This window comes from Curtobacterium sp. PhB115 (assembly GCF_003752025.1).
GTDB lineage: Bacteria > Actinomycetota > Actinomycetes > Actinomycetales > Microbacteriaceae > Curtobacterium.
The window spans coordinates 1,077,492-1,100,858 of the sequence record NZ_RJKR01000005.1; the positions used below are offsets into that span (position 1 = coordinate 1,077,492).

Genomic DNA, 23,367 nt, shown 5'->3' on the forward strand with positions numbered 1-23,367 from the left:
CGGACGGGGGACGGATGTTCGCCGCGGGCGGACCCCATGCGGATGCATGCTCAACTCTCGCGGACGACGTCCGACGGGTCCTTGTCGACGCGCCAGCCCCGCCACGAGGGCTGTCGGAGCCGTCCGTCCCCGGTCCACTCCGCGAACTCGACCTCGCCCACACGCTTCGGCGTGACCCAGTGGGCATCGCGGGCGTCCGGCCGAGGGACGTCGACGAACGGCGGGGTCTTCCGCTCGAGCGGGTCGAGCACGGCGGCGATCTCGTCGAGGTCCCGGTCGCGGAACCCCGTCCCGACCTTGCCGACGTACTCGAGTCCGTCGGGCCCCGGGATGCCGAGAAGGAGCGATCCGACACCGCCCTCTCGGCGACCACTGCCGGGTTTCCAGCCCCCGACGACGACCTCTTGCGTGGCGTGGTCCTTCAGCTTCAGCCACGACTCGGACCGACGGCCCTCGACGTACTTCGAGGAACGCTTCTTCGCGACGACGCCCTCGAGTCCCTTGCTCGCCGACTCGGCCACCGCACGGTCGAGGTCGCCCTGGTACGCCGGCGGCACGTCGATCACGCCGCCGGGCTCGACGACGGTCTCGAGCGCCTGCCGCCTGGCGTCGTAGGCGAGTCGCGTGAGCTCGTGCCCGTCCGCCTCGAGCACGTCGAAGAGCAAGAACCGCACGGGCGTCGACTCCTGCGCGGCGCGGACCTCGCGGGGCTTCGTCAGCCCCATCCGGTTCTGCAGCAGCTGGAAGGACGGACGGCCACGGTCGTCGACCGCGACGATCTCGCCGTCGAACACCCCGTCGACACCGGCCCGTTCGCCGAGCTCCTGCAGCTCCGGGTACTGCGCGGTGAGGTCGTTGTCGTTCCGGCTCCGCAGGGTCACCTCGCCACCACGTACGGTGGCGAGCGCCCGCACGCCGTCCCACTTCATCTCGAACGCCCAGTCGGTGGGGTCGAGGTGCGGGGTGTCCTTGGCCAGGGTCGCCTGCATCGTCCGCCGGTCGGCCGGCGCCGTGTCCGCGTCGGCAGCACCCGAGATCCGCTCGCGTCCGCCACGGTGTCCGCCGCGCTGCCCGTCGGCGGGCCCGGAGCCGCCGCGACGCGCGCCCGCAGCGTCGCCACCGTCGGCGAGACGTTCGGGCTGCTCCTTCGTGCGGTGGATCAGCCAGTTCTTCTCGTCGCCCCCACCACGGCCCCGGGTGTGCAGCAGTGCGAGTCGGCGAGCGCCGCCGGTCCGGCCGTGCAGCGTCACGATGACCTCTTCGCCCTCGCGCCACTTCTCGAGCTCGTAGGTGCCGTCGTCCCACAACGTCACCGTGCCGCCGCCGTACTCGTCCTTGGGGATCGTGCCCTCGAACGACCCGTACTCCAACGGGTGGTCCTCGGTCTGCACGGCGAGGTGGTTCTTGCCGGGGTCGGTCGGTTCGCCCTTCGGCAGCGCCCAGCTCACCAGCACGCCGTCGTGCTCCAACCGGAAGTCGTAGTGGTCGCGGGTGGCGTGGTGCTCCTGGATCACGAAGGTCGGGGTGCCGTCCTTCCGGACCGAGGGCGCCCCCTCGGGCACGGGTTCCGGGGTCTTCGACGCGTCGCGCTTCGCACGGTAGGCCGCGAGCCGGTCGCGGGCCGGCTGCTCGGCGTCGTTCGCGCGGTCCGTCCGGTCGCTGTCCCAGTGACCGTGGTCGTCACGCCCGACGGCCAACGAGGCGGACGCGACCGGGTGCAGGAAGTCCCCACGGGCCTCCAGTCGTTCGAGGACCTCGTCCAACGTGAGCTGCGCGAGCCCGCGTTCCCCGAGCTCCTTCCAGGTGCGCGGAGCCGCGACCGTCGGCCGCTCGCGGCCGCGCAGCGAGTACGGGGCGATGGTCGTCTTGTTCCCGTTGTTCTGCGACCAGTCGACGAAGACCTTGCCCGTGCGCTCGGCGCGGCTCATCGAGGAGAGGACCAGGTCCGGCAAGTCCGTCTCGAGTGCCTTCGCCAGCTCGTGGGCGACGTCGGAGACGTGCTTCGTGGTCGATCGGCCGTCGAGTGCTGCGTAGAGGTGGATGCCCTTCGACCCCGAGGTCACCGGGTACGGCTCGAGGCCCATGCCGTGCAGGATCTCGCGGGCGGCCAGGGCGACCTCGACGCACTCGGGCAGCCCGACGCCGTCGCCGGGGTCCAGGTCGAGGACGAGCCGGTCCGGGTTCTGCTGCGCGCCACGGGGACCGAACCGCCACTGCGGCACGTGCAGTTCGAGGGCGGCCTGCTGCGCCATCCAGACCAGGGTCTGGACGTCGTCGACGATCGGGTACTCGTTGTCGTGCTCCGAGTGGTGGATCGTGTGGTGCCGGACCCAGTCGGGCGCGGAGTCCGGCAGGTTCTTCTCGAAGAACACCTTGCCCTCGACCCCGTTGGCCCACCGCTTCCTGGTCACCGGTCGGTCCTTGACGTGCGGGATCATCCACGGCGCCACACGCTCGTAGTACTCGATGACCCGCCCCTTGGTGGTGCCGGTCTCGGGGTAGAGCACCTTGTCGGTGTTCGTCAGCGCGATCCTGCGGTCACCGACGACGACCACGGTCTTCCGGGACGCGGGACTCACAGCGCCACCCCGGTCGCTCCCGCCACCGTCAACGTCGTGCCCGAGGTGTACGACGACTCCGGACCGGCGAGGTACACGTACGCGCTGCCGAGCTCGACGGGTTGAGCCGGGCGCCCGAACGGGGTGTCCTGACCGTAGCGGGCGATCTCGTCCCCGGGGTAGCTGATCGGCTGCAGCGGCGTCCACACCGGGCCGGGGACCACCGTGTTCGCGCGGATCCCCTTGGCAGCGAGCTGCCGGGCGAGGCCGTTCGTGTAGGTGATGATCGCGGCCTTCGTCGCCGCGTAGTCGATCATCCGGTCCTGCGGCTGCGTCGCCGAGACCGAGCTCGTCGTGACGATCGCGCTGCCTGGTGCCATGTGCGGCACCGCCGCGCGCACCAGCCAGAACAGCGAGTAGAGGTTGACCTTCATCGTGCGGTCGAAGTCCTCGGTCGACTGTTCGGTGACGTCCTCGTGCACCTTCTGGTGCCCGGCGACCAGGACGAGGGCATCGAGCCCACCGAGTTCGCGCACCGCGGTCCGGACCAGGTCGTCGCAGAAGCCCTCGTCCGTCAGGTCGCCCGGCAGCATGAGCGCGTTGCGACCGAGGTCGGCCACCAGGTCACGGACCTCGGTCAGGTCGTCGATCTCCTCGGGCAGGGCGTTCAGCGCGACGTCCGCGCCTTCCTTCGCCATCGCGATCGCGGCGGCACGCCCGATGCCGGAGTCCGCCCCGGTGACGAGCACGCGGTACCCCCGCATCCGCCCCGTGCCGAGGTAGCTCGTCTCGCCGTGGTCGGGAGCGGGGTCCATCGCGCTCGCCAGCCCGGACCCCTGCTGGGTCTGCGCGGGGAACGGCGGACGGGGGAACTGGTCGCGCGGGTCCTGCTTGTCGAGCTGACTCATGCGCCCATCGTGCACGTCCCCGCCACCGGACGGTCCAGCGAAGCCGGATCTGTGGAGAACCCGTCGCCTGCGGGCACTCCCGCACAGGGACGGGCATCATGTGGTGATGAGGTCGATCTGGAAGGGCTCCATCGCGTTCGGGCTGGTCAACGTGCCGATCAAGGTGTACGCAGCCACCGAGACCCACGACGTGTCCCTGCACCAGGTCCACGACGAGGACAAGGGCAGGATCCGGTACAAGCGGGTCTGCGAGTTCGGGCACGAGGTCGAGTACGGCGACATCCAGCGCGCCTACGACGACGGCGACAAGACCGTGGTGCTGACCGCGGACGACTTCAAGCAGCTCCCCGAGGAGCAGTCGCACGAGGTCGAGGTCCTCGAGTTCGTGCCGCTCGACCAGGTCGACCCGATGATGTTCGAGAAGACGTACTACCTCGAGCCCGACTCGCGCTCGCCGAAGGCGTACGTCCTGCTGCGCGAGACCCTGTCGAAGACGGACCGGCTGGCGATCGTGCAGTTCACGCTCCGGCAGAAGACCCGGCTCGGCGTGCTCCGGGTGCACGACGACGTCATCCTGCTGCAGGGCCTGCTGTGGGGCGACGAGGTGCGTGCGGCCGACTTCAAGGCCCTCGACTCGTCGGTGAAGGTCAGCGCGAACGAGCTGAAGATGTCGTCGTCGCTCGTCGAGAGCATGTCGACGGACTTCGATCCCGACCGCTACACCGACTCCTACCAAGAGGAACTCCAGCAGCTCATCGACGCCAAGCTCGAGGCCGGTGACGACATCGACACCGAGAAGACGTTCGGCGAGAAGCCGGACGAGGACGACGACGAGGGCGGCGACGTCCTCGACCTGATGGCCGCCCTGCGTGCGTCCGTGGACAAGAAGCGGACGGGAGGCGCGGGGTCGCGTTCGGCGTCCCGGTCACGGTCGTCGTCGGGTTCCGAATCGAGCACGTCCGGCTCGACGAAGAAGGCTCCGGCCGCGAAGGCGCCCGCCGAGAAGACTGCGCCCGCGAAGAAGGCCCCCGCGAAGAAGACCCCGGCGAAGAAGGCCCCGGCAAAGAAGGCACCTGCGAAGCAGCCCGCGGCCAAGAAGGCGACCGCCGAGAAGAAGCAGGCGAGCTAGGCGTCCTCGTCGGTGTCGCGTCGGGTCCGTCGCAGCGCGAGCGGCACCGACACCCACAGCACGGCCGTGCCGAGGAACACCGCTGCTCCCCCGACGATGCCCCCGACGTCCCCGATGACCACGTCGAACACGAAGAGCACGGTGCCGGCGAAGAGCAGCGCGCTCGCGATGAGCGTCGCGAGCAGGATCACGTTGCCCGCCCGGACCAGGTCGTGCTTCTGCCGTTGCCGGAACACCAGCCGGTGCGTCGCGACCGCCGACAGGGCAGTCACGGTCACGAGGACGGCGAGGACCACCAGCACGAGGTAGATCGCCTCCTGCGCCTGGTCGAGCGTCGTGAAGCGCTGCTGGAACGGCAGGGTCAGCAGGAACCCGGCGAGGATCTGCGTCCCGGTCTGCACGATCCGCAGTTCCTGCTGGATGTCCGCCCAGTTGCGGTCCCACCGCTCGGTCGGCGTCTCGTGCCGTCCACGCTCGGTCGCCCGCGGGTCGCCGTCCACCTCGCTCATACCGAGAACCTACCCGTGGCACTTCCCGCGCCGGTCCGCCGCGACACGAGCCGGTAACACGGGTCCGCGAGACTGGACGGATGACTCCACAAGAGCCAGGAGCCCTGCAGTCGTCACCCGAGACCGCCGGCCCGCCCGTCACCGTGTCCATCACCCGCCTGGTCGAACCCGACCGCATCCCGGAGGTCACCCGCTGGGTGCAGTCCGGCGTGAACCTCGCAAACCGGTACCCGGGCTTCCTCGGCTCCGGGTGGGTCCGGTCACGGGCACAGTCCCGCGAGTGGCACATGCTCTACCGGTTCGCCGACCACGAGTCCCTGGCGACGTGGGAGAACTCCGACGACCGGCTCCGCTGGCTCGACCTCGGCCGTGACCTCGTCGTGGAGTCCCGCGTCGAGAAGCGCACCGGGATCGAGGGCTGGTTCGACGCCCCCGCGGACGCCCCGGCCTCGAGCGCTCCGCCGCGCTGGAAGCAGGCGGTCAGCATCTGGCTCGGGTTCTTCCCGGTGAACCTGGCGTTCACGTACCTGGTCAGCTGGCTGCTCCCAGCGTTCGGCGCGCTGCCGGTCCTGCCCCGGGTGCTCATCACGACGCTCGTGCTCACACCGATCATGACGTTCTGGGTGCTGCCCTTCGTGACGACGCTGATCCGTCCGTGGCTGCTGGCTCCGCCGAGGTCCGAGCGGGCTTAACCGACGGCCCCGAGCGGCACGGTCCCGTCGTGGCCGAGGGCGTCCCATCCGACCTGCAGCATCCGCGGCCGGGCCTCGGCCGCCGAGGCCTCGGTCTCGTACGTCAGTGCGAGCATCACGATCGCACCGAACGCACCGGAGACCCGTGCCCGCCGGTCGAGCGGGGTGGCCGTGGCGTCGGCCATGTCGATGCCGAACACGTCGAGGAGCGTCGCGGCGACCGGTTCGAGCCGGACGCCGACGTCGTCCCCGCGCCGCAGGGTGAACGCAGCGAGCGCGAGTTCTGCCCAACCCGGCCGGGAGAGCGCGAGGTCGGCGATCCCCGCGAGCGCTGCGGCGTCGCGGGACTCCCCCGCGGGCGCAGCGGAGGCGGCAGCACGGATCGCCTCGGTCTGCTCGGTGCACTGCGCGAGCGCGGCCTCGACGAGCAGCTCCTTGCTCGTGAACCGGGCGAGGATGCCCGCCTTCGAGTAGCCGGCCTGGTCAGCGACGGCCTGCACGGCGGTGTCCTTGATGCCGCGGCGGGCGATGAGTCCGGCGGTGATGTCCAGGACGTCCCCGTTGATCTCCTCGGCAGAGGGCCGAGCCCGGCGCCCGGGGCGGGTCACGCTCCGACCGCCGAGGCCCGTGCCGCCCGCCGGCGCCGGGCACCCGCGACGAGCAGGGCGATCCCGGTCACGAGCTCCCACGCGACGATCGTGTACACGGACGCACGCTCCCACACGCCGTCGGGGAGCACGTCGATCGCCGTCGACGACGAGTCGACGACGAGCATGACGAGGGAGACGAGGCCGACGATCCCGAGCACGACGCTCGTGATCCGGTAGGCCGCCGGTGCCCGCAGCGCCCGGGATCCCATGCCGGCGGTGATCGCCACGAGGTTGCCGGTCGTGATCGCTGCCGCGGCACCGAGCACGTGGAACACGATGGTGCCACCGTCGGTGCTCGTCTGGCTGCCGTGGAACGAGCCGACCAGGACCATCCCGACCAGGTGGACCACGGCGAGGACCGCGGTCGCCACCCGCGCACGGCGGGATGCGGCACGGAACACCACGACGGCGAGCACCGCTGCGATCCCGAACAGGACGCCCTGCCCGATGAACGTCGTGTTCATGAGCACGTGCAGCGGTGAGTCGATGGACCGCCCCTGGAACGAGCCGACGTCGGGGACCCCGAGGTCGGAGATGTAGTTCGTCGCGTAGTCGTAGCCGGGGAACGCCGACGCCGAGACCGCCTCACCGACGAGCCAGCCGACCCCCGCGAGCGTCCAGAGTGCGCCGGGCATGAGTGCGCGGGAAGTGTCCGATTCGGTCATGTACTGACCATAACGGTCACTACTTGGAGTTGCCGAGCACCGACAACTGGTCGAGCCGCTCCAGGATCACGCCCTCGCGCAGCGCCCACGGGCAGATCTCCAGCGCCGGCAGGTCGAAGATGTCCAGGCATGCTTCGGCGACGAGCGCACCCGGCACCACCTGGTGCGCCCGGCTCGCCGACACCCCGGGCAGCGTCGCGAGTTCGTCGACCGACATCGTCAGCAGCGCGGGCAGCTTCGACCGGAGCACGTCGCCGTCGAGCGCCCGCGGCACGAGCGGACCTGCACCCGAGGGCGCTGCCCCGCAGATCCGGGCGATCGACCGGAAGGTCTTCGAGGTCGCGACGGCCCGGTCCGGACGTCCGGCGCGGAGCAGCTTGCCGGCGTCGCGAGCGATCTCCACGCGGATCTCGTGCCGGATCCGGCGGACGTCGTCCTCGGTCGGCGTGCCCTCGGCGAAGTACGAGCGGGCGAGCCGTGCGGCGCCGATCGGCATCGACCACGCGACGTCGGGTGCTTCGTCGGCACCTCCGGCGATCTCGAGCGAGCCACCGCCGATGTCGAACACCGCGAGCCGTCCTGCCGACCACCCGAACCACCGTCGGACGGCCAGGAACGTCAGTCGCGCCTCGTCGCCACCGGACAGGACGGCCAGCTCGACGCCGGTCGAGGCCTCGACGTGGGCGAGCACCGCGTCGGAGTTCACCGCGTCGCGCACGGCCGAGGTCGCGAAGGCGAGCATGTCCTCGCAGCCGCGTTCCTCGGCGACGCGGACGGCATCCGCGACGAACTGCGTCAGCGCGTCGACGCCCTGCGGTGTCACCGCGCCGGAGTCGTCGAGGTGCTCGGCGAGCCGCAGCGGCTGCTTGAACGAGGACGCCGGCAGTGGCGCGGCGCCGCCGTGGGCGTCCACCACGAGCAGGTGGCCGGTGTTGGACCCGATGTCGAGGACTCCCACGCGCATGCCACAACGCTAGCGGCCGGTCCGCGCTCGACGAGCGAAGGGCAACAGGCCGGGAGGCCCGTCCTACGCCCGCAGGAACGCCTCGAGTTCATCCGTGGTCGGGTACGAGGCCTGTGCCCCGGCCTTGGTCGCGGCGTACGCCCCGACCCCCACCGCGAACCGTGCGGCGTCGACGAGGGAGTCCCCCGCCGCCAGCCGGAGGGCCACCGACCCCATGAAGGCGTCGCCGCAGCCCGTCGTGTCCACCGGCTCGACCCGCACGGCGTCGATCGACACCGGGTCGGCGTCGCCGTCGTGCACGACGCAGCCCGAACCACCGCGGGTGACGATCGACCGTGCGACACCGTGCTCGCCGAGCGACGCAGCCTCGTGCTCGTTCACCAGCAGCACGTCGGTCAGTTCGAGCAGCTCGGCGGGGACGGCTCCGAACGGCGACAGGTTCGTGAGCACCGTGACCCCGGCGGCGTGCGCTGACCGGGCCGCCGACAGGACCACGTCGATCGAGACCTCGAGGCAGAGTCCCAGGACCCCGGCATCGTCGAAGGCGTCGGCGGGGACGTCGTCCGGCGTCAGCGTGCCGTTCGCGCCGGCGGAGATCACGATGGTGTTCTCGCCGGCCGAGTCGACCGTGATGACGGCGGTGCCGGTGGCCACGCCCTCCCGGACGGCGACGTGCGTTGTGTCCGCACCCGCAGCCGCGACGGAGTCGCGGAGCAGCGCACCGTTCCCGTCGTCGCCGACCGCACCGATCATGCGGACCGTGCCCCCGAGCCTCCCGGCAGCCACCGCCTGGTTGGCGGACTTGCCACCCGGAAGGATGCGGAGGTCGGACCCTTGCAGGGTCTCACCGGGCTTGGGGAAGCGCTCCGTGCGGACCACCAGGTCCGCGTTGAGGCTGCCCACGACGACGATGCCGGTCATGCGGCGGCTCCTGTCTCGGCCGAGGCCGGGCGCGGGATGAGGAAGGACGTGGCGAGTGCCGCACAGGTGATGACGGCTCCCAGCAGCATGGCACCGGAGTACCCGGCGGTGCCCGCGGACCCGCCGACCCCGAGGGCGATCTGGAGCGCCGGCAGCACGGCGAAGCTGACTCCGGCACCGAGGTTGAAGGCGCCCGCGTTCAGGCCGGGCAGGAAGCCGGGGTTCGACTCCGGCGAGAGCACGATGCCCAGGCCGTTCAGGATGATGTTCGCGATGCCCGCGTAGGTGATGCCGATCAGCACCGTCGCCGTGACGAGGACCGGCAGGGAGTGCACCCCGACGATCGCCATCAGGATCGTCGACACGATGCTGCCGATCAGGCCGAAGCGGAGCACGGCCCGGTACCCGATCGTCGGCGCGAGGCGTCCCGCGAACGGACCGACGATCCAGCCGACCAGTGCGTACGGGGTGAGGAACACGAGCGAGGCCAGGTCGGGCTCCATGCCGAAGCCGACGTCGCCGTTCTGCGCCAGGGAGGTGACCAGGCCGTTCACGACCGCGAAGACGCCTGTCATGGTGAGGAAGGTCGTCGCGAGCAGTGCCCACGTCGCGCGGCGCTTGAGGAACCGGGTCTCGACGAGGGGTTCCTTCACCCGCGACTCCACCGCCCAGAAGACCGCGAAGGCCGCGAGGGCGACGACGATGCCCCCGATCACGAGCACCGGGTTGGCAGCGCCGAGCTTGCCGGCCTCGTTGAACGCGGTGAGCAGTGCGCCGACGCTCACCACGAGCGGGACCACGCCGACCCAGTCCATCCGGGTGCCGGCGGACGGCTTCGACTCGACGCCCCACAGCGCGACGAGTGCCAGGGCGATCACGGTGACGACGGCGATCACCCAGAAGATGCCGCGGAAGCCGAAGTTGGTGGCGATCCAGCCGCCGGCCAGCGCGTCGATGCCGGCGATGCCGCCGTTCACCGCGGTGAGCAGCCCGAGGGCGGCGCCGTAGCGCTTCGGGTCGGCGATCTCGTTGCGGAGCACGAGCAGGGAGATCGGCACGACCGGCCCGGTGACACCCTGGATGATGCGGCCGGTGAAGAGCATCGGGACGTTCACGGCGAGCGCGGCGACGATGCTGCCGACGAGCATCACGGCGAGCATGCCGATCAGGACGCGCTTGCGGCCGACGATGTCAGACAGGCGCGGCAGGAACAGCGAGAACAGCGCGGCGAGCGTGAAGTACAGGGTCTGCGAGAGCCCGATCGTCGCGTCGTCGGTCTTGAGCTCCCGCGCCATGGTGACCAGGGCGGGGCTGAGCATGCTCGCGTTCAGCTGGAACGCGATGCAGGCGGCGAGGAGCGCGGCGGTCAGTGCGCCGATCGACTTCTTCGACATCGTCGTCGAGGTGGTGGTCATGGCGGTCAGGCCTCCGGGGTGGTGGTGGCGCCGGTCTCGACGGCGACGGCGACGCCGCCCGGGGTCCAGCCGGTGTCGGGCGTCTCACCGATGCGCTCGAGGGCATCGACGACGAGGTCCCAGAACCGGCCGTGGTCGAGCTCCATCGCGGCGCTCGTGCGGCAGTCCTCCGGCGCTGGCGCAAGGAAGTCGGCGACGGTCATGCCGAGGGTGTGGGTGCCCTGCGTCTCGACGTGGATCGGCACCTTGACGGCGCGGACGACGGTCGGGTCGATGACGTACGCGACGGCGCAGGGGTCGTGCACCGGCGGGGCGTCGAAGCCCTGCACGTCGCGGTAGGTCTGGCCGAAGAACTCGAGGAGCTCCCCGACGAACGCGGCGGGACCGGTGCCGATCGCGGCGATGCGCGCGGCGACCTCCGGGGTGGCGAGCGCCTGGTGGGTCAGGTCGAGGCCGACCATGACGACGTCCCACCCGGCCTCGAACACGATCGAGGCAGCCTCGGGGTCGATGACGATGTTGAACTCGGCGACGGGGCTCCAGTTGCCGACGTGCACACCGCCGCCCATCAGCACGACCTGCTTGACGCGCTCGACGATGCGGGGCTCCTTGCGGGCGGCGAGCGCGATGTTCGTGAGACCGGCGGTGGGCACGATGGTGACGGTGCCGGGCTCGTGGGCCATGACGGTGTCGATGATGAGGTCGACCGCGTGCCGCTCGTCCAGGGCGAAGGACGGCTCCGGGAGCATGGTGCCGTCGAGGCCGCTCTCGCCGTGGATGTCCTCGGCCACCTCGATCTCGCGCAGCAGCGGTCGCTCGGCACCGGCGGCGAACGGCACACCGGTGATCCCGGCGATGCGGGCGACGGCGAGGGCGTTCCGGGTGACCTTCGGCAGGGTCTGGTTGCCGACCACGGTGGTCACGGCCAGGAGCTCGATGTCCGGGTTGCCGTGGGCCAGCAGCATCGCCACGGCGTCGTCGTGACCGGGGTCGCAGTCGAGGATGATCTTCTCGGGCACGCGGGGGCGCTCCACTTCTTCGGGGAATCGGGGTCGGGGCTCGACGTGGTGGGGATCCGCGGACCGGCAGAACGTCGGTCAGCAGCGCGTCAAGCGTTTGACATGCAAACACGTCAAGCGTTTGACGTCAAGTCGCCACCGGAGGCAGCCGGCCCGAGGATCTCGCTCGGTAGCATCGACGCGTGCCATCCTCCGCCGCCGCCGGCCGTCGCGTCACCGCCGCGATGGTCGCCGAGCGCGCGGGGACGAGCATCGCCACGGTCTCGCTCGTCGTGAACGGCAAGGACCGCGGCCGGGTGTCCGTGCCGATCGCCACTCGCGTGCGGGACGCCGTCGACGAGCTCGGCTACGTCGTCGACCACGCGGCCAGCTCGCTCGCGCGGGGCAGCGGTGACCTCGTCGTGCTCATCGCCCCCGACCTGTCGAACCCGTTCTTCGCCGAGGTCATCCGCGGTGTCCGCGACACCATCGGCGACCGCTTCCAACTCGTGCTCTCGGTCACCGAGCGGGGCGCACAGCCCGTCGCCGCCGACGTCCGACGCTTCGAACGCCTCCGGCCCGCCGGCATCCTCGTCGACGCCCCGGCCGCTGGGGAACCGATGTCGGCGAGCGTCCCGGTGGTGCTCCTCGACGCTCCGGGAGGCTCCGAGGCCGTCAACTACGACCTCTCCCCCGGTGTGCACGACCTCGTCACGCACCTGCACGCCCAGGGACACCGGCACGTCGCGTACTTCGACGGGACCTCGCGGGCGGCGACGTTCGGCGTCCGCCGCGAGCGCTTCGAGGCCGAGTGCGCCGCCGCCGGCATCACCGTGTCCGAGGTCACCGCCCGCGCGGACCTCACCGTCGAGGCAGCGGCCTCGGCCACCGAGCACGTCATCGAAGCGTGGCAGGACGACGACGTCACCGCGGTCGTCGCAGCCGCCGACACCCTCGCCTACGGGGTCTTGCGGGTCGCGGGCGCCCTCGGCATCGCGGTCCCCGGGGACCTGGCGGTCGCCGGCTTCGACGACCTGCCGTCCTCGTCGGTCACCGCACCGGCACTGACGAGCGTCGCCCTGCCCGGCGCCGACCTCGGACGCGCGGCCGCGGAGCGCCTGCTCGCGACCCTCGACGGCACGGCCCCGGAGCCGATCGGCTTGCCGGCACGGCTCGTCCGGCGCGCGAGCACGGGCGCGTAGCGCGGCCGCCACCAGGTTTCGCGCTGAGCGACAGTTCACGCGCTCGCGAGCGCGTGAACTGTCGCTCAGCCCGAAAAGTAGGGCGCGCGGCGTCGGCCGAAACGTCGGCGCGACCACGGCGGTCGGCGCGACCACGAACGGCCGGGAGGCGCGGTGCCAGCTGGCACCGCGCCTCCCGGCCGTCACGCCGTCGTGTCCGGAGCACGCCCCGCTCTCCGCGAGACGCCTCCGAACGCGGCGGCGTCTCGCTCAGTCGGAGGCGTCTCGGCGAGACGCCGGCGTCTCGCCGCCCGACGAAACGGACGACTCCGTCGCGCGCTCCACCCGGCCCTCGCGCTGCGCGCGCTCGAGCTCGTCGGCCTCGGCACCGCCGACGGCCTCGCCACGGGCGACCATGCCGGCCGTGTCGGAGAGCTTGATCTGCGGCAGGAACAGCGCGAGCAGGAACGCGATCGCGATGAAGGGCAGCAGGTACCAGAACACCGGGGCCAGCGAGTCGGCGTACGCGTTCACGATGCCGTCCTGCACGGCCTCGGGCAGCTTGGCCACCGTCGCCGGGTCGATACTGCCCGCCGACGACGCGGCATCGGTCGCCGAACCCCCGGCGCCGCGGAAGACGTCGGTGAGCGACGTCGTGAGCCGCGCCGTGAACAGCGCACCGAAGACGGCGGTGCCGAGTGAGGCGCCGACCTCGCGGAAGTAGTTGTTCGTCGAGGTCGCGGTGCCCACCTGCGACGCCGGCACGGCGTTCTGCGCGACCAGGACGACCACCTGCATGATGAGCCCCAGCCCGGCGCCGAAGACGAACAGGTACGCGCAGATGAGCCAGATCGGGGTGTCCGCCGCGAGCTGGGTCATCGCGAGCATCGCGACGGCGACCAGGACGGTGCCGATGATCGGGAACATCCGGTAGCGACCGGTCTTCGTGATCAGGTTGCCGGACGCGATCGAGGTCCCGATCAGTCCGACCATCATCGGCAGCATCAGCAGACCGGAGACCGCGGCCGAGGTACCTGATGCCATCTGCAGGAACGTCGGGACGAAGCCGATCGCCGCGAACATGCCGATGCCGAGCACCAGGCCGATGCCGGTCGCCAGCAGGAACGTGCGGTTGCGGAAGAACGACAGCGGGAGGACCGGGTCCTGCGCACGCGATTCGACGAGCACGAGGAGCGCGGCCGAGACGACGAGTCCGGCGAACCAGGCCCACGTCTCCGGAGCGTCCCAGCCGTGGTCCTTGCTGCCACCGAACTCCGAGAAGAACACCAGGCACGTGGTCGCGGCGGACATGAAGAGCACACCGAGCACGTCGATCCGCTTCGTGGCCTTCTTGTTCGGCAGCGTGAGTGCGAACCACGCGACGAAGAACGCCGCGATGCCGACCGGGATGTTGATGTAGAACGCCCAGTTCCAGGTGAGGTGGTCGACGAAGAAGCCGCCGAGGAGCGGGCCGCCGATCGCGGACAGGCCGAAGATCGCACCGAGCGGGCCGAGGTACTTGCCGCGCTGCGAGGCGGGCACGATGTCGGCGATGATCGCCTGCGACAGGATCATCAGGCCGCCTCCGCCGAGCCCCTGCATGGCGCGGAACACCACGAGCTGCGTGAAGTCGCCGGCGAAGGCGCACCCGGCCGAAGCGATCGTGAACAGCGCGATCGCGATGAGGAACAGGTTGCGGCGGCCGAGCACGTCGCCGAACTTGCCGTAGACGGGCATCACGATCGTCGAGGCGAGCAGGTACCCGGTCGTCAGCCAGGCCTGGTGCGCGACGCCACCGAGCTCTCCGACGATGGTGGGCATCGCCGTCGAGACGATCGTCTGGTCGAGGCTGGAGAGCAGCATCCCCGCGATGAGCGCGGAGAAGATGATCCAGATGCGGCGCTGCGTCAGCAGCAGCGGCCCGTCGGAGCCGGGGCGGGCACGCTTGGTCGTGCCCGGCGCGGTTGCGCTCATGGTGTGGGGTCCTGTCCGGTGGTGATGGCCGCCCTCATGAGGCGGAGGTTCTGGGTGAGCAGCTCGTCGAACGGCGGGCCCGTGGTCTCGTCGAAGGCGTCGTCGAACCAGGTCTCCGCGGTGACCTTGGCCAGCGCGGCGGCTGCTTCGGTGACCAGGCGCGCCCGGCGGTCCGCAGGGTCGTCCCAGCCGAACCGCTGCCGCACGGCGTCCGTGATCCGGGCGAGCTGCACGTCCGTCGCCGAGAGGAACCGAGCGACAAGCGCCGGCTCCCGCTCGAAGACGCTCCGCACCAGCACCTCGTCGGCGCGGTCGATGCCGTAGCGGCGGAGCTGGTCGATCGCCAACGCGACGATCGAGTCGAGCGGACCGAGGTCCTGCGGGACGATCCCGCCAGCGGCGTACTCGTCGATGGCCTCGACGTCCGCGTGCAGCTCGATGCCGAGCACGGCGTCGTCCTTCGACGCGAAGTGGTTGAAGAACGTGCGCCGGGACACCCCGACGGTCTCGCAGAGCTGCTCGATCGTGAACCCGTGCAGTCCGTGCTCGACCGTCGCCCGACGTGCTTCGACGATCATGCGTCGGCGCAGCGCGCGGGTGCGTTCGGTGGTGCTCACCGAACAAGAATTGCACTATCTACCCGAGAGTGCAATACGGGGTGGGGCTGCTAGAGCGCCTTCTCGAAGCAGAACGACCACGGCAACGTCGCCACGTACGGCTCGTACACCGGGATCGGGGTCCACCCGGTCTTCTCGTACAGGGCGACGGCGTCGGGCTGCTTGTCACCCGTCTGCAGGATCAGCCGGGGCGCGCCGAGCTCACGACCGATGCGCTCGCACTCGTCGAGCAGCGCGGTGGCCGCCCCCTTGCCGCGCGCCGACGTCAGCACGATCAGGCGCTTCAGCTCGACCTCGTCGCCGAGGCGCCGGACGGCGATGTGCCCGACGGCCTCGCCGGACTCGTCGACGGCGAGCACGGAGGTGACGATCGTCGACGGGTCGACGGACAGCGCACGGTTCCGCTCCGCCGTGATCGCCGGGTCCTCGTCGCCGATGGACGAGCCGTAGCGTTCGTGCATCTCGTCGTCCATGCGGGCGCGGAGCACCACGCCACGGGGGTCGTCCCAGGACACGCGTTCGATCGTGATCACGATGGTCGATCCTGGCACGGACCGCCGACGACCGGCGAACGCGCGGCCGTCGGTCGACAGTGCATCAGCCCCGCAGTGCTGCGATCGCGCCGTCACCCGCACGCAGCGCGGCGAGCACGGCCGCCGCGTCGTCGTGGACCTCGGCCGCACCGGCGCCACGGAGTTCGTCCCCGCCGATCCCGCCGGTCATCACCGCCACGCACGGCACGCCGACCCGACCGGCGGACTCCACGTCCCACATCGCATCGCCGACCATCACGGCGGCACCGGCGGTGACCCCTGCTCGGTCGAGTGCGACCTGGATGATCCCGGGGTCCGGCTTCGCCTGCTCCACGTCCTCGGAGCTCGTCACCGCGGTGAGCCACTCCTCGGCGTCGAGCAGTTCGCGCAGCCGCGCCAGTTCGTTCTCCGGCGCACTCGTCGCCAGGACCACGGCATGCCCCGCCTCGGCGACCACCCGGAGCAGGTCACGGGCGCCGGGCAGCAGTCGCAGCAAGGGCATCTGCTCGGCGTAGTACGCCGTGTGGAACTGCTTGACGGTGTCGCGCGTCTCGTCGGAGGCGTCCGGCAGCAGCGTCTCGAGCAGCTTCGACGAGTCCATGCCGATCGCACGGTGGATCCGCCAGGCGTCGACGGACTCGCCCGCGGCGCGGGCAGCGCGCCACCAGGCGTCGATGTGGGCGTAGTTCGAGTCGACGAGCGTGCCGTCGATGTCGAAGAGGACTGCGGTCGAGGGAGCGTCGGACATCCCTCCATGCTGCCCGGGAGGCGCGGATCGCCTCCCAGGAGCACGGTCGCGTCCGTCAGACGGTGACGCGCTCACCCGCCTGGAGGATCGTGGTCGGCACGCCGCCGAGACCGTCGGTCCCGAGCATGCGGACGTTCATCTGCTGTCCAGCATCGCTCAGCAGGAGCTCGTGGATCTGGATCGCGCGCTCCGGCGCGACCTCGCGGACGTAGTCGACGGCAGCGGCGGTGTGCACCCACGGGCCGCTCGTGGGGATGAGCAGCGTGCCGACCGGGACCCCCGGCACGAGGTAGGCGTCGCCCGGGTGGAAGACGGCACCGTTGACCAGGTAGCCGACGTTCGCGATCGTCGGGATGTCGCGGTGGATGACGGCGTGCTGCTCACCGAAGACCTGCACGGAGAACGGCCCGACCTCGAACGCGTCGCCGGCACGGACCGCAGCGACGCGGCCGTCGTGGTCACCCAGCTGCTCGACGATCGCCGCCGGCCCGCGGACCACGAGCGACGGGTTCGCGTCGAGCCCGGCACGGACGGCGTCGACGTCGAAGTGGTCGGCGTGCTCGTGGGTGATGAGGACCGCGGCGGCAGCGCCGGCCAGGTCGGCGGCCTTGGGCGTGAAGGTACCCGGGTCGATGACGAGGGTGGCGCCGTCCTGCTCGAGGACGACGGTGGCGTGGTTGTACTTCGTCAGCTCCATGCCCGAAAGACTACAACACTGTTGTAGGTATTGCCCGGGGAGGAGGGTGAGGGATCGTTCAGTCGGCGCGCCGGGCGATGCGCTCGAACAACTCCGGCATCCGCTCGAGCAGCGCACGTTCCTCGTCGTCGAGTTCCTCGCGGAGAGCCGTCGCCAACCAGTCGGCACGGGCGTTCATGTCCCGCTGCAGGGCAACCCGGCCGGCCGCCGAGATCCCGATCACGGACACGCGGCGATCGGACTCGGAGACGGTCCGCTCGACGTAGCCGAGGTCGGCGAGCTCACCGACGGTGCGCGACTGCCCCTGGTGCTTCACGCCGCGACGACGGGCGAGTTCCGCGATCGTCATCGGGCCCTCGCGGTGCAGGAACCCGAGCGTGGTCTGGTGTGTGGCCGGCAGGGCGTCCGCCTCACGGCGGGCCGCGCGGACCACGCGTCCGATGGACTGCCGCAGCGCTGCGGCGAGCTCGTCGATCGGGTCCATGCCCGGAACGCTACCGCCTGACGGCCTGGAGGCCCGTGGCGGCGTCGCCACGGGCCTCCAGGCCGTTCCGGGGTTGCGTCAGCTGCTGCGCACGTCGTCCGCAACGCCCTTCGCGTGGTCCTGCACGTCGGACGCGGCGCCCTGCGCCTCGTCCTTGACGGTCTGGGCCGCGTCCTGCGCCGTCCCCTTCAGGTCCTGCGCATGCTCCTTCGCGGCGTCGCCGAGCTTCGACCCGACGTCCTTCGCCTGCTCCTTGACTTCCTCGACGAGCGGAGCCGCCTTGTCCTTCAGTTCACCGGCGAGCTCCTCCTCCTTGGTCGACGTCGGGATCAGCGAGGAGACAAGCCAGCCGGCACCGAACGCGATGAGTCCGACGGCGAGCGGGTTGCCCTTCGCCTTCTCGACACCGCGCTGCGCGACGTCCTTCGCTTGGTCGGTCGCGCCGGACGTCGTGCCGGACGCGCTGGACCGGGCCGAGTCGGCCGCGCCCATCACGGAGTCGCGGACCCCCTGGAACCGGCTCTTCACCTTCTCGGTCTGGCGGTGCGCGATCGACGACGGGCTGACCTTGTCGGCGAGTGCGTCGACGTCGGAGCCGAGTTCGCCGCGGGTGCGCTCGATGTCGGCGCGGATCTCGTCTGGGGTGCTCATGGCTTCCTCCCGGTGGTGGGCTTGAGTGTCTCGGGGACTTCCTTGGCGGTCTCGATCGTCTGCGGGGCGCCCTTGATCTCCTTCATCTCCTTGCGCCCGCGGAGTGCGAGGACCGCGGCGACGATCGCGTACACGACCGCGATGATGAGTGCCGACCACGCGTTGCCGACGAGGTGACCGAGACCCCACCAGGCGGCGATCGACAGGAACAGCAGGGCGAAGAGCGCGGTGAGACCGGCTCCGCCGAACATCCCACCGGCCTTGCCCGCCTTCTTCGCGGACTCGGTGAGCTCGGCCTTCGCCAGGGCGACCTCCTGCCGGAACAGGCTCGACAGGTCCTTCGACACGTCGGAGAGCAGTTCGCCGAGCGGGGTCGTGGCGGCGCGTTCCCCCGGCGTCGGTTCACCGGTGGGCACGGCGCCCGGAGCGGTGTGGCTCATACGCCGCTCCCGGTACCGGTCGTGCCCGTCGCGCCGTCGTCGGCTTCCTTCTCGTGCTTGACCTCGGTCGCGAGCGCCTTCGCGAGCCGCCCGGCCAACAATCCGGCACCGGCCGCGACCGCGATGAACGTGCCTGGACGCTTGGCAGCGAAGTGCTTCACTTCGTCCAGGAGGGAACCCGGGTCGCGGTTCTCGAGGAACCCGGCAGCGGAGGTCGCACGGCTCGACAGGTCGCGGACGACCTTCGACGCCACGCCCTGCTCGTCGTCGTTCTCGGCCATGCGTCCGAGCTGCTCGCCGATGCTCCGGAGTCCACCGGCGGCGCGCTGCTGCTGGTCTGCGGCCTGCTCCTTGAGCGTCTCGGTCGCCTGGCCGTAGAGCTGCTTGGTGTGGTCGGTCGCCTCGGAGGCCACGTTCGACGCCTGCTCCTTCGCGGTGCCGGCGACGTTCGCTGCCTTGTCCTTCGCATCACCGGCGACGTCCTGCGCGGCACCCTTCGCGGCGTCGGCCTTGCCGGAGCCACCGCCGTTCGGGGCCGACCCTGTCGGAGGCAGGGTCGTCGGGGTGGCGGTCGTCGGGGTGGCGGGGAGCTGTTCGTCCGCAGGGACGGCGTCGAGGTCCGGGTCGAAGGGCACCTCGGCCGCGTGCTCGCCGTACGGGTCGTACGTCTGCGCCGTGTCCGGGTCCGCGGGTCGCGGCGCGGGCGTCCCGCTGGCGAACGACGGCACGGTGACGCCAGGGTGTACCTGATTGCCCTCGGACGCTGCGGTGCGGTCGTGGATGGGGGTCCCGGAGTCGTTCCCGGGTGGGTTCGTGGTCATGGTCGGCCTTCCGGTTGTCGCCGTCGCTGGCCCTGCACCCGCGGCGTGCCAGTCGACCGTGCGCGCTGCTCACTGGCACCGGGCCCAGGAACGACCCGCAATGCGGACCGCACGTCCACCCAGCGCACATCCGGTTGGATCAGAGGATGCCCACGAGCGTGTCCGTCGTCGTCCCGGTGCTCGACGACGCCGAACACCTCCGCCGCTGCCTGGCCGCTCTCGCCGTGCAGACGACGCCACCCGACCAGGTCGTCGTCGTCGACAACGGCAGCACCGACGACAGCGCCGCCGTCGCACACGCAGCCGGCGCCCTCGTCCTGACCGAGCGGGTCCGCGGCATCGCCCGAGCTTCTGCCCGCGGCTACGACCGGGCCACCGGCGACGTGATCGTGCGACTCGACGCCGACTCCGCGCCGCCGCCGGGGTGGATCGCCGACGCAGTCCGACTGCTCGCCGATCCGTCCGTCGTCGCGGTCACCGGCCCCGGACGCCCGCACGACGGCGGCCCCGTCGTCCGACGGCTCTGGGACGCCGCCTACATGCGTCCGTACTTCGGTCTGATGTGGGCAGCGCTCGGGCGGCCACCACTGTTCGGTTCGGCGATGGCGATGCGGCGGAGCACGTGGCTGGCAGTGCGGTCCCGGGCACACAGCGGCGACGCCGAGGTCCACGACGACGTCGACCTGAGCATGCAGCTCGACCCGGCCTGGCGGGTGGTGGCCGACCCCGTGCTCACGGTGCAGGTGTCCGCGCGACCGTTCTCGGGCCTCCCGTCGGTCGTGCGGCGGACGCGACGCGCCTTCCACACGTTCCGCGTGAACGGCCGGCGCGCGAACCCGGTGCGGCGCTGGGCGCGTCGCTCTCGTGTCGCGCTGCGCCTGCGGGCGGCCGCGCGCTGGTCACGCGGCTGAGGTCCTCGAGGAGTGACGGTCAGGAACCGTCGTCCTTCTGCCACGGCAGCATCCGCCCTGCGACCAGGGCGAGGACCCCGCCGAGCGCGTACACCAACAGAGTCGCCCACCACGGGTTCGCCCGGGCCCGACCGTGCCCTCGTTGCTCGTGCACGTCAGACCTCCTCCTGATGCCGCCGCGACGCTGACGGTGATCGGCCACCACGCTACCGAGTCGGGGCCGCGCCCCCGCCCAGCGACCGCGGATAGTCTCGGGAGGACGGGCGATCGGCCCGCTGACCGGGGGGGGGCACCATGCAGCGCAAGGACCACAGGAACGCAGTACTCGGGATCACCGGGGCGCTGGCCGTGGGACTCGCCCTCGGCGGGTGCGCCCAGGGGTCGTCGGGCGACGAGGGCACACCCTCCGCCACCGCGGTGGAGAGCACTGCGGTGGAGAGCACTGCGACGCCGACTCCGAGCGAGAGCCCGACCACCGGTGCACCGAGCCCGACGTCGACGAGCTCCGAGGCGCCGGTGGACTCCGTCGGCACGGTGCCGGACAGCTGCACGGACCTGATCACGGCCGGCAAGTGGGACGACGCGTTCGCCTCGGCACCGCTGAACGACCCGGCGGTGGTGGGCGACCCGATCGCGATCCCGAAGAGTGCGTTCACCCCGGCCCTGCAGGGGGATGGCACGCGCCTGTTCTGCGTGTGGAAGGACCCGAACGCGGACATCACGAACCTGTCGATCGGGGTGGACGTCGTCGACCCGACGACTGCGCGGGCGGAGCTCGACTCGCTCGCGACGGAAGGCTACGACTGCGGCGACGAAGCCGGGGGCTACCGCTGCCAGAAGATCTCCCAGAACCCGCAGTACCCGGTCACCGACGGGGACACGTACTACACGCGGGGCGAGCTCGGCATCCACATCCAGCAGTCGAACACCGAGACCTCCGGGCTCCTCGCGGACGTCATCGCCCACACGTTCTGACGCCTAGGCACGCCGGAGCGTGCCTGGACCGCTGGCGCGCCACACGCCACACGCCGCGCCACACGCCGCCCCGCGCGCGCCACTCGCCGCCCCGCGCGCGGCACCCGCCGCACGCTCAGGCCGGCCGCGACCGGACGTGCGCCCGCTCCCCCTGCGGCCCGTACAGGCACAGCACCTCGGTCACCGAGTCGCTGACGTTGCCGATCCAGTGCGGGGTGTGGGTGTCGAACTCGGCGACCTCACCCGGTCCGAGGTCGAGGTCGTGCTCGCCGAGCACCAGGCGCAGCCGGCCCGACAGCACGTAGAGCCACTCGTACCCCTCGTGCGACCCGAGCGAGGGCTCGCCACCCGGTGTGCCCGGCGGGAACACCTGCTTGAACGACCGGACCCCTCCGGTCCGCTCGGTCAGCGGCACGACGACCCGCCCACCGTGCACCTCGGGCTTCATGTGCACCCGCGGGTCGCCGGTCTGCGGTGCTCCGACGAGGTCGTCGAGCGGCACCTGGTACGCACGGGCGAGCGGCAGGAGCAGCTCGAGCGTCGGCTTCCGCTGTCCGGACTCGAGCCGCGACAGGGTGCTCACGGAGATGCCGGTCTGCTCCGACAGCCCGGCGAGCGTCACGTCACGGTGGGCACGCAACGCGCGGAGTCGGGGGCCGACCGCGTCGACGACCTGCGCGGTCGTGCGTGGGGTGATCCGTTCCTCCCGGCCACGGTCGTGCGATGCGCTGCCCATGCCGGCCATGTTGCCACACCAGCAAGCTTTCTTGCTGTTCTCCGGCAGGTGCCCGCATGATCAGCGCATGCGTGATCACTACGACGTCATCGTCATCGGCGGAGCAGCCGCCGGCCTCTCCGCCGCCCTCGTCCTCGGGCGCTCCCGCCGCTCCGTCCTGGTCGTCGACGCGGGCGAACCCCGCAACGCGCCCTCCGCCGGCGCACACAACTACCTCGGACGCGAGGGCGTCGCCCCCGCCGAGCTGTCAGCGATCGGACGCGACGAGGTCGCCGCCTACGGCGCCGAGGTGACGGCCGGGAGGATCGTGGCCGCGTCCGCCACGACGGGTGACGGCACCGACCCGGTCGGCTTCTCGGTCACGCTGGACTCCGGCGCGGTCGTCACCGCCCGCAGGCTCGTCGTCGCCTCCGGCGCCGTGGACGTGCTGCCGGAGGTCCCCGGGCTCGCCGAGCAGTGGGGGCGCGGGGTGGTGCACTGCCCGTTCTGCCACGGCTGGGAGATCCGCGACCAGCGCATCGGAGTGCTCGTGACCACGCCGAACGGCGTCCACCACGCGCTGATGTTCCGGGCGCTGAGCGAGCACGTCACGGCGTTCGTGACCGACCCGTCGCTGGTCGACGACACCGCGCGCGCCGGTCTGGCGGCACGCGGCATCACCGTCGTGGACGCTCCGGTCGCCCGCGTCCTGTCGTCGCACGGCAAACTGACCGGGGTCGAACTGGGCTCCGGCGAGGTCGTCGAGCTCGATGCCCTGGCGGCGGCGAGCACGGCCGAGGCGCGGGTGGACTTCCTGGCCGGGCTGGGACTCGTCGCGACCGACCAGTTCATGGGCGACTTCCGGTACGCGAGTGCGCTGACCGTCGATCCGGCCGGACAGACCTCGGTGCGCGGTGTGTACGCGGCCGGGAACGTCGCGAACCCGATGGCGACGGTCATCGCGTCCGCTGCTGCCGGGACCCAGGCGGGCGCGGCGACGCACGGCGACCTGGTGCAGGCCGACCTGGCCGCGGCGTTGGCGACGGCGGGTGCCCGCGCGGGCGCCTGACCGCCGGGCTGCGGCCGGGCTGCGGCCGGGCTGCGGCCGGGCTGCGGCCGGGCTGCGGCCGGGCTGCAGCGAAGTTTCGCGCTGGGCGACACTTCGCGGGGCTCCGGCGCCGTGAACTGTCACCCAGCGCGAAATCTGGCGC

General features: G+C 71.4%; 26 protein-coding genes. 6 read left to right on the plus strand and 20 right to left on the minus strand.

Translation table 11 applies throughout. The annotated features are described in order from the left end of the window. Positions 1-50: 50 nt before the first annotated feature. A complete protein-coding gene (locus tag EDF19_RS05280; protein WP_123679813.1) occupies positions 51-2,579 on the minus strand; it encodes an ATP-dependent DNA ligase in 2,529 nt (842 codons plus the stop codon). Continuing rightward, positions 2,576-3,466 carry an SDR family oxidoreductase gene (locus tag EDF19_RS05285; protein ID WP_123679814.1) on the minus strand — a complete coding sequence of 297 codons (891 nt, stop codon included), beginning with the start codon at positions 3,464-3,466 and terminating at the stop codon, positions 2,576-2,578. Before EDF19_RS05285 ends, EDF19_RS05280 begins: the two co-directional genes overlap by 4 nt. A gap of 106 nt (positions 3,467-3,572) precedes the next feature. On the opposite strand from EDF19_RS05285, the gene EDF19_RS05290 reads away from it, so the two are divergent. Continuing rightward, positions 3,573-4,595 carry a Ku protein gene (locus tag EDF19_RS05290; protein ID WP_123679957.1) on the plus strand — a complete coding sequence of 341 codons (1,023 nt, stop codon included), beginning with the start codon at positions 3,573-3,575 and terminating at the stop codon, positions 4,593-4,595. Here EDF19_RS05290 and EDF19_RS05295 read toward each other — a convergent pair. After that, entirely contained in the window at positions 4,592-5,104 is a 513-nt protein-coding gene (locus EDF19_RS05295) for a DUF6328 family protein (RefSeq protein WP_123679815.1), read from the minus strand. The genes EDF19_RS05290 and EDF19_RS05295 overlap by 4 nt on opposite strands. A gap of 80 nt (positions 5,105-5,184) precedes the next feature. Between EDF19_RS05295 and EDF19_RS05300 the strand changes: the two genes are divergently transcribed. Next, complete coding sequence (locus tag EDF19_RS05300; RefSeq protein WP_123679816.1) at positions 5,185-5,796, plus strand: antibiotic biosynthesis monooxygenase; 612 nt, start codon at positions 5,185-5,187, stop codon at positions 5,794-5,796. Here the strand turns inward: EDF19_RS05300 and EDF19_RS05305 are convergent. From EDF19_RS05305 to EDF19_RS05330, 6 genes are all read right to left on the minus strand, one after another. Next, positions 5,793-6,404 (minus strand): TetR/AcrR family transcriptional regulator, encoded by a 612-nt coding sequence (locus EDF19_RS05305; RefSeq protein WP_185022689.1) that lies wholly within the window; start codon positions 6,402-6,404, stop codon positions 5,793-5,795. The genes EDF19_RS05300 and EDF19_RS05305 overlap by 4 nt on opposite strands. Continuing rightward, positions 6,401-7,111 carry a DUF998 domain-containing protein gene (locus EDF19_RS05310; protein ID WP_221180617.1) on the minus strand — a complete coding sequence of 237 codons (711 nt, stop codon included), beginning with the start codon at positions 7,109-7,111 and terminating at the stop codon, positions 6,401-6,403. Before EDF19_RS05310 ends, EDF19_RS05305 begins: the two co-directional genes overlap by 4 nt. Before the next feature lie 19 nt (positions 7,112-7,130). Then, positions 7,131-8,075 (minus strand): Ppx/GppA phosphatase family protein, encoded by a 945-nt coding sequence (locus EDF19_RS05315; protein WP_123679818.1) that lies wholly within the window; start codon positions 8,073-8,075, stop codon positions 7,131-7,133. 63 nt (positions 8,076-8,138) lie between these two features. Beyond that, complete coding sequence (locus EDF19_RS05320; RefSeq protein WP_123679819.1) at positions 8,139-8,996, minus strand: ribokinase; 858 nt, start codon at positions 8,994-8,996, stop codon at positions 8,139-8,141. Further along, positions 8,993-10,411 carry an MFS transporter gene (locus EDF19_RS05325; RefSeq protein ID WP_123679820.1) on the minus strand — a complete coding sequence of 473 codons (1,419 nt, stop codon included), beginning with the start codon at positions 10,409-10,411 and terminating at the stop codon, positions 8,993-8,995. Before EDF19_RS05325 ends, EDF19_RS05320 begins: the two co-directional genes overlap by 4 nt. 5 nt (positions 10,412-10,416) lie before the next feature. Beyond that, positions 10,417-11,430, minus strand: coding sequence for a nucleoside hydrolase (locus EDF19_RS05330; protein ID WP_123679959.1), 1,014 nt, complete (start codon positions 11,428-11,430; stop codon positions 10,417-10,419). Positions 11,431-11,612: 182 nt separating this feature from the next. On the opposite strand from EDF19_RS05330, the gene EDF19_RS05335 reads away from it, so the two are divergent. Then, positions 11,613-12,611, plus strand: a complete 999-nt coding sequence (locus tag EDF19_RS05335; RefSeq protein ID WP_260216940.1) for a LacI family DNA-binding transcriptional regulator — start codon at positions 11,613-11,615, stop codon at positions 12,609-12,611. A 249-nt stretch (positions 12,612-12,860) separates the two neighbouring features. Here EDF19_RS05335 and EDF19_RS05340 read toward each other — a convergent pair whose 3' ends face one another. The 9 genes from EDF19_RS05340 to EDF19_RS05380 all read right to left on the minus strand — a co-directional run bounded on the left by EDF19_RS05340 (position 12,861) and on the right by EDF19_RS05380 (position 19,555). Continuing rightward, positions 12,861-14,564 (minus strand): MDR family MFS transporter, encoded by a 1,704-nt coding sequence (locus tag EDF19_RS05340; RefSeq protein ID WP_123679821.1) that lies wholly within the window; start codon positions 14,562-14,564, stop codon positions 12,861-12,863. Then, positions 14,561-15,181, minus strand: coding sequence for a TetR/AcrR family transcriptional regulator (locus EDF19_RS05345; RefSeq protein ID WP_185022690.1), 621 nt, complete (start codon positions 15,179-15,181; stop codon positions 14,561-14,563). The genes EDF19_RS05340 and EDF19_RS05345 overlap by 4 nt, the downstream gene beginning before the upstream one ends. A gap of 50 nt (positions 15,182-15,231) precedes the next feature. Then, positions 15,232-15,714, minus strand: coding sequence for a GNAT family N-acetyltransferase (locus EDF19_RS05350; protein WP_260216941.1), 483 nt, complete (start codon positions 15,712-15,714; stop codon positions 15,232-15,234). Positions 15,715-15,778: 64 nt separating this feature from the next. Continuing rightward, entirely contained in the window at positions 15,779-16,462 is a 684-nt protein-coding gene (locus EDF19_RS05355) for an HAD family hydrolase (RefSeq protein WP_123679822.1), read from the minus strand. Between the two features lie 55 nt (positions 16,463-16,517). Beyond that, positions 16,518-17,159 (minus strand): MBL fold metallo-hydrolase, encoded by a 642-nt coding sequence (locus tag EDF19_RS05360; RefSeq protein ID WP_123679823.1) that lies wholly within the window; start codon positions 17,157-17,159, stop codon positions 16,518-16,520. 58 nt (positions 17,160-17,217) lie between these two features. Then, on the minus strand, positions 17,218-17,643 hold the full coding sequence (locus EDF19_RS05365; protein ID WP_123679824.1) for a MarR family winged helix-turn-helix transcriptional regulator: 426 nt from the start codon (positions 17,641-17,643) through the stop codon (positions 17,218-17,220). A gap of 78 nt (positions 17,644-17,721) precedes the next feature. Further along, on the minus strand, positions 17,722-18,294 hold the full coding sequence (locus EDF19_RS05370) for a DUF3618 domain-containing protein (RefSeq protein WP_123679825.1): 573 nt from the start codon (positions 18,292-18,294) through the stop codon (positions 17,722-17,724). Beyond that, entirely contained in the window at positions 18,291-18,734 is a 444-nt protein-coding gene (locus EDF19_RS05375) for a phage holin family protein (protein ID WP_123679826.1), read from the minus strand. Before EDF19_RS05375 ends, EDF19_RS05370 begins: the two co-directional genes overlap by 4 nt. Beyond that, entirely contained in the window at positions 18,731-19,555 is an 825-nt protein-coding gene (locus EDF19_RS05380) for a hypothetical protein (RefSeq protein ID WP_123679827.1), read from the minus strand. The genes EDF19_RS05375 and EDF19_RS05380 overlap by 4 nt, the downstream gene beginning before the upstream one ends. A gap of 146 nt (positions 19,556-19,701) precedes the next feature. Here EDF19_RS05380 and EDF19_RS05385 point away from each other — a divergent pair, with 146 nt between their 5' ends. Continuing rightward, positions 19,702-20,466 (plus strand): glycosyltransferase family 2 protein, encoded by a 765-nt coding sequence (locus EDF19_RS05385; RefSeq protein WP_123679828.1) that lies wholly within the window; start codon positions 19,702-19,704, stop codon positions 20,464-20,466. A 19-nt stretch (positions 20,467-20,485) separates the two neighbouring features. On the opposite strand, the gene EDF19_RS19355 is transcribed toward EDF19_RS05385, so the two are convergent. Beyond that, complete coding sequence (locus EDF19_RS19355; protein WP_260216942.1) at positions 20,486-20,620, minus strand: hypothetical protein; 135 nt, start codon at positions 20,618-20,620, stop codon at positions 20,486-20,488. Between the two features lie 140 nt (positions 20,621-20,760). Here EDF19_RS19355 and EDF19_RS05390 point away from each other — a divergent pair, with 140 nt between their 5' ends. Beyond that, complete coding sequence (locus EDF19_RS05390; RefSeq protein WP_123679829.1) at positions 20,761-21,441, plus strand: hypothetical protein; 681 nt, start codon at positions 20,761-20,763, stop codon at positions 21,439-21,441. A 115-nt stretch (positions 21,442-21,556) separates the two neighbouring features. Here the strand turns inward: EDF19_RS05390 and EDF19_RS05395 are convergent, their stop codons facing one another. Beyond that, positions 21,557-22,177, minus strand: a complete 621-nt coding sequence (locus EDF19_RS05395; RefSeq protein WP_260216943.1) for a helix-turn-helix domain-containing protein — start codon at positions 22,175-22,177, stop codon at positions 21,557-21,559. A 67-nt stretch (positions 22,178-22,244) separates the two neighbouring features. Between EDF19_RS05395 and EDF19_RS05400 the strand changes: the two genes are divergently transcribed. Then, complete coding sequence (locus EDF19_RS05400; RefSeq protein ID WP_123679830.1) at positions 22,245-23,225, plus strand: NAD(P)/FAD-dependent oxidoreductase; 981 nt, start codon at positions 22,245-22,247, stop codon at positions 23,223-23,225. Positions 23,226-23,367 lie beyond the last annotated feature (142 nt).